The following is a 5,270-nucleotide window of genomic DNA, read 5'->3' as shown; positions in this document are numbered from 1 at the left end:
GCTCCCCGGCGTGGGCTCGCAGCAGGTCGTGCATGCCGTAACGGCCGGGACCGGTCCGCTGCACCAGGTGCGCGCCGGCCAGCACGTCGAGCGCACGCCGGGCGCGGTCTGCGGACTCGCCGGCCAGGGCGGCGGCGCAGTGGACGTCGACCTCGGGACCGGGATGCAGGCCCAGCAACCGGAACAGTCTGGCGGGCAGCTCGGGGAGACGGTCGTAGGACCAGGAGAACACGGTGCGCACCGCGGCCCGCGGATCTCCGTCGCCGTCCAGCAGGTCGAGCAGTCGTCGACGGTCCCGCAGTTCGGCGACCAGGCAGGCCAGGGGCTCGGCGAGACGCGACAGCACCAGCTCGGCCGCCACCCGCAGGGCCAGCGGCAGCCGCCCGCACTGCTCTGCCAGGGCCACGGCCTCGGCCGGCTCGGCGTCCACGCGCGGTCCGATCAGCGCGCGCAGCAGCGCCGTCGCGTCGTCGGGGGACAGCGAGTCGAGGGCCACCCGGTGCGCTCCGTGCAACGACACCAGCGACGCCAGCGCGTCCCGGCTCGTGATCAGCACCCGGCAGTCCGGGCCGCCCGGCAGCAGCGGTCTGACTTGGGCGGCGGAGGCCGCGTTGTCGAGGAGGACGAGCAGCCGCCGTCCGTCGACGGCCGTCCGGTAGCGCGCCGCCCGGTCGTCGAGCCGCAGCGGGATCTCCGGCCCGGAAACCCCGAGCGCGGTGAGGAACCCGGCGAGGGCCTGGGTCGCGGACACCCGCTCCTCCGGGTCGTAGCCCCGCAGATCGACGTAGAGCTGCCCGTCGGGAAAGGCGTCCCGCATCCGGTGCGCCCAGTGGACGGCCAGCGCGGTCTTGCCGACGCCCGCGGTGCCGGAGACGACCACCGCCGCCGTTCGGCGGACGTCCTCCCCGGCGAGCAGATGCTCTGTCAGTTCGGCGAGTTGCTCGTCACGGCCGGTGAAGGGGCGCACGTTTATGGGGAGTTGGGTCGGGATCGGGGCGGCGGCGGCGACGGCCGGGGCGGGCACGGGGCGCGGTTCGGCGGACGGCTGCCCGGTGTCGCTCTCGCTCAGCAACTCCGCGTACATGGCCCGAAGTTCACGTCCCGGAGATACACCGAGTTCGTCGGCCAACTGCCGCCGGATCCCGGTGTAGGCGTGCACCGCCTCCGCAGTCCGCCCGGCCTCGCCCAGGGCACGGACGAGCATGACGGCCAAGGGTTCGGACAGGGGGTGCTCGGCCGCCAGGGGGCGGAGCAGGGCGGGCACCTCCTGTGGCCTCCCCTCGTGCAGGAGGGCCCCGGCCCAGGCGAGCGCCGCCTCGATACGCTCGCCGGTCCACACGGTCCGCATGCGCTCGGTCCAGGCCCCAGCCTGCTCCGGCAGCGGCACACCCCGCCACAGCCGCAGCGCCTCCTCCAGCACACGCACCCGCTCGGCCTCGGTGGGGCACAACCGGCCCCGGGCGACGAGCGCGCGGAAAAGCAGCAGGTCGACGGCGTTCTCGTCCGCTTCCAGGACGTAGCCACCGGAGGCCCTGACGATACGGAGCGCTCCGCCCTCCCCGTCCCGCGGGGCGCCCTCCGATTCGGTCGACGCGGCGTCCTCCAGGAGCCGTCGCAGTCGGCTGATGTGCGCGTACAGGACCGACCTGGCCCCGTCGGGCGGATCGGCGTCCCACACGCGGTCGATCAGGGTGTCCACGGGGACGGGACGCCCGGCGTCGGTCGCCAGCGCCGCGAGGACCGCCCGTCGGCGCGGCTGCCCCACCTCGCGCACCCGCCCCCCGACCCGCAGCTCCAGGGGGCTGAGCAAGTGCAGTCTCACCGTTGACGCCGTGCTTCCACTAGTCCTCCGATCGATCCGCCACCTCCGTGACCGGTCGGCACCGCGCCGGACGGCACAAGGTTTTCGCAAGGTCCACCGTAGATCCTCACGGCGCAGGTCGTCGGGCGTTCCGCCGTACGAACCAGCCGCACAGGACAGCATCCTGACGGGGCGTCGCATCGCGCCGCCGGGTCCCCTGTCGTGCGGGGTTCGGCAGGGGCCCGGGTCGACCTGGACCCAGAAACACCCCAAGAGGAGACAGAATATGAACCTTCGGCGCTGGGCCGCGGCCGCGTCCGTCCTGATGATGGCCGGGGCGGGCACCGCCGTCGCCGCCCCCGCGAGTGCGGCCCCGGCCGCGAGCTGCTACGGCTCGTCCTGCGAGGGCAAGGACCCCGACGCCTACTGCGCAGACGACGCGACGTCCCCCGTGGGCGGGGTGTGGCTCGGCCAGGCGTACGTGGAGCTGCGCTACAGCCCGAGCTGCCGGGCGGCGTGGGCGCGCATCTCCCACGCGAGCTACGGGAACGGCCAGTTCACGCCATTCGCGACCGTCCACCGCAACTCCGACGGGCGCGAGTACACCTGCTCCGTGCAGCGCGGCGCCACGGGCTGCTACACCCGGATGGTCAACGACGTCAACGTGACCTCGTACGCCAAGGGCGAGTGGGACAGCGGCGCGCGGACCTACGCGGGTCGCACGTCGAGCTACTGACACGCACCGACACCCCCGGTACCGGGCAGGGTCCGCCGCGACGCATGCGGCGGGCCCTGCCCCCGTCGTACTGACTGACCGTCACGAGGCGAGGGTAAGCAAGTCTCGCTGTTCTTACGGCAGTTCCGCAGTGTCGGCGTAGAGCAGCGCGTCGGCTGGCTCCAAGAAACGGCTTGCAAGGTCGTCGATGTCGCAGCGGCTGTCACCCTTATGTCCGGCCTGCCGGAGCGCCATCGTCGCCGCACGGTGCGGCTCGCCTGGCAGGCATCCCAGGTGGCGCGGGGTTGTGCGGCCGAAGGCCGCACGTCTCGTCTGCTGTCGGCCGCGCCCGTTCCCCGCAGTACCGCGCTGCGCCATCGTAACGTCGCGGTACGGAAAGGTACTTCCGTACAGGAGGGCCCGTCTGACATCTTGCATCCACCACTCGTTTCGTACGGCCCGGTCGGTGCCCTCAGCACGGCCGGGCCGTCTCCGGAGGACGCTTTGATACCCCACATATCCAGCCGCTCTAGACGCACGCTGGTGCTGGCGGCCACGTTCGGCGCCGCCCTCGCGTTCGGCGCCCCGAGCGCCCTCGCGGGCACGCTCCCCGTCGCTCCCTCCACCGCGCCGGCCGCCAAGGCCCACGCGCCGGCCGCCGTGCCGGCTTCCCAGAGTGCGACCTGGGTGGCCGGCACACGTGCCTACCTCGTGATCACCGCCCCCGGTGACAGTTCGGCGGTCCGCTCCGCGATCGCGGCCAACGGCGGCACCGTCTTCTCGAACTTCGACGCCATCGGCGTGATCGTCGCCCACTCGGCGTCCAGCGGATTCGCCGCCACCATGCGCGGCGTCGCCGGCGTGCAGCAGGTCGGTGCCACGCGCACCTCGGACGTCCCGGCCGACGCCTACAACCCGGCGCTCCCGGCCAATCCGGCTCAGGCCTCGACCCCGGCCGGAGAACCGGTCCGGGCCGACATGAGCCAGATCAAGGCCGACCAGGCCTGGGCCGTGAACCCGGGCTCCGCCTCGGTCAAGGTCGGCGTCCTGGATACCGGTGTGGACGACCAGCACCAGGACCTGGCGCCCAACTTCGATGCGGCCGACTCGGTCTCCTGCGCCTACGGCAAGCCCGACACCCGTGCCGGCGCCTGGCGGGACGTCGACACGCACGGCACCCACGTGGCGGGCACCATCGCCGCGGCCAAGAACGGCAAGGGCGTCGTCGGGGTGGCCCCCGGGGTGAAGATCGCCGCGGTCCGGGTCGCCGAGCCGGGCAATGCCTTCTTCTTCGCCGAGAACACCATCTGCGGCTTCGTCTGGGCGGGTGACCACGGCTTCCAGGTCACCAACAACAGCTATTACACGGACCCGTGGCAGTTCAACTGCCCGGACAACATCGACCAGGCCGCCATCATCGAGGGCGTCAAGCGCGCCCAGGAGTACGCCGAGGGCAAGGGCTCCCTCCAGATCGCCGCCGCGGGCAACGAGAACTACGACCTCGCCCACAAGACGACCGACTCCGCGAGCCCGAACGACTCGACGCCGGTCACCCGCACCATCACCAACGCCTGCCTCGACATCCCGACCGAGCTGCCGGGCGTGGTCACGGTCGCGGCCAACGGCACGGGCGTCACCAAGGCCTCGTTCTCCAACTACGGGCAGGGCGTCATCGACATCGCGGCGCCGGGCAGCAGCGTGTTCTCCACCGTCCCCGGCGGCGGCTACGGCAGCAAGAGCGGCACCTCGATGGCCACCCCGCACGTGGTCGGCGTGGCGGCACTCATCGCCAGCGCCGACCCGGGCATCACCCCGGCGCAGATCCGCGCCAAGCTGGCCACCCAGGCCAACGACATCGCCTGCCCCTCGGACAGCCGCTGCACGGGCACGACGGCCAACAACTCGTTCTTCGGCGAGGGACAGACCGACGCCCTCAAGGCCGTCGGGACCACCCCGCCGCCCGGCAAGTACTTCGAGAACCTCGCGGACTTTGCCGTCAACGACAACGCGACCGTGGAGAGCCCGATCGCCGTCACCGGCGTGACCGGCAACGCCCCGGCCACCCTCAAGGTGGGTGTGGACATCAAGCACACCTACATCGGTGACCTGAAGGTCGACCTGGTGGCGCCGGACGGCACCGTCTACGCGCTGCACAACCACGCCGGCGGCAGCGCCGACAACATCGCCCAGACCTACACCGTGAACGCCTCCTCGGAGGTCGCGAACGGCACCTGGAAGCTGCGCGTCAACGACAACGCGGCCTCCGACACAGGCAAGATCGATGCCTGGAACCTGACCTTCTAGCGCAGGGCCCGGCAACGCCTGCGTACAGCACGCCTGCGTCGGCGACAGTTCCCCGCCCGCGCCCGCGGACAAGGCGGGCTGTGGTCTGTTCGGCCAGGGCTGCGAACTGCTGGGCGGCAGAGGGCATATGGGCCTCGGCTGTGGTGTACGCCGCGGTCGGGGCCACCATGCCGGAGGCGGCGTCCCCAGGAAGGTCGCGGACGGCCTGGGGACGGTGTCCAGCTCACCGTGCGCCTCCCTGAGGAGCTGTAAGGCCGTGTCCGCGCTGACCCCCTACGGGCAGCGCGGACACGGCTGCGCGCCCGCGGCCCCGAGGAGTGTCGGCCGGCTCGAGCGGCGGGCCGCCGTCCCGGCCCGGACCGCGGAGGCGATGTCTGCTGAAGTGATCTCCATAGGCGCCCTGTTGGTGATGTTCGTGGTCGGCACCGTGCTGCCGATCAATCTGGGCAT

General features: G+C 72.2%; 4 protein-coding genes. 3 read left to right on the top strand and 1 reads right to left on the bottom strand.

Annotation, left to right across the window (positions count from 1 at the left end):
* Positions 1-1,822: AfsR/SARP family transcriptional regulator (locus AWZ10_RS33005; protein ID WP_208618595.1), on the bottom strand; the 1,822-nt coding region annotated here is incomplete at its 3' end.
* 265 nt (positions 1,823-2,087) lie between these two features.
* On the opposite strand from AWZ10_RS33005, the gene AWZ10_RS33000 reads away from it, so the two are divergent.
* From AWZ10_RS33000 to AWZ10_RS32985, 3 genes are all read left to right on the top strand, one after another.
* Positions 2,088-2,537, top strand: a complete 450-nt coding sequence (locus tag AWZ10_RS33000; RefSeq protein WP_060892824.1) for a DUF2690 domain-containing protein — start codon at positions 2,088-2,090, stop codon at positions 2,535-2,537.
* A 522-nt stretch (positions 2,538-3,059) separates the two neighbouring features.
* Positions 3,060-4,820, top strand: a complete 1,761-nt coding sequence (locus AWZ10_RS32990) for a S8 family peptidase (protein ID WP_060892822.1) — start codon at positions 3,060-3,062, stop codon at positions 4,818-4,820.
* A gap of 256 nt (positions 4,821-5,076) precedes the next feature.
* Positions 5,077-5,270: hypothetical protein (locus tag AWZ10_RS32985; protein WP_159058435.1), on the top strand; the 194-nt coding region annotated here is incomplete at its 3' end.

This window comes from Streptomyces europaeiscabiei (assembly GCF_001550375.1).
Taxonomy (GTDB): Bacteria; Actinomycetota; Actinomycetes; order Streptomycetales; family Streptomycetaceae; genus Streptomyces; species Streptomyces europaeiscabiei.
The sequence above is the reverse complement of the archived record's forward strand: the minus strand, read 5'-3'. Positions and strand labels throughout refer to the sequence as shown.

Excerpts from the sequence above, each read along its gene's own strand:
- AWZ10_RS33000 (WP_060892824.1), top strand. The coding sequence starts at position 2,088 with ATGAACCTTCGGCGCTGGGCCGCGGCCGCGTCCGTCCTGATGATGGCC.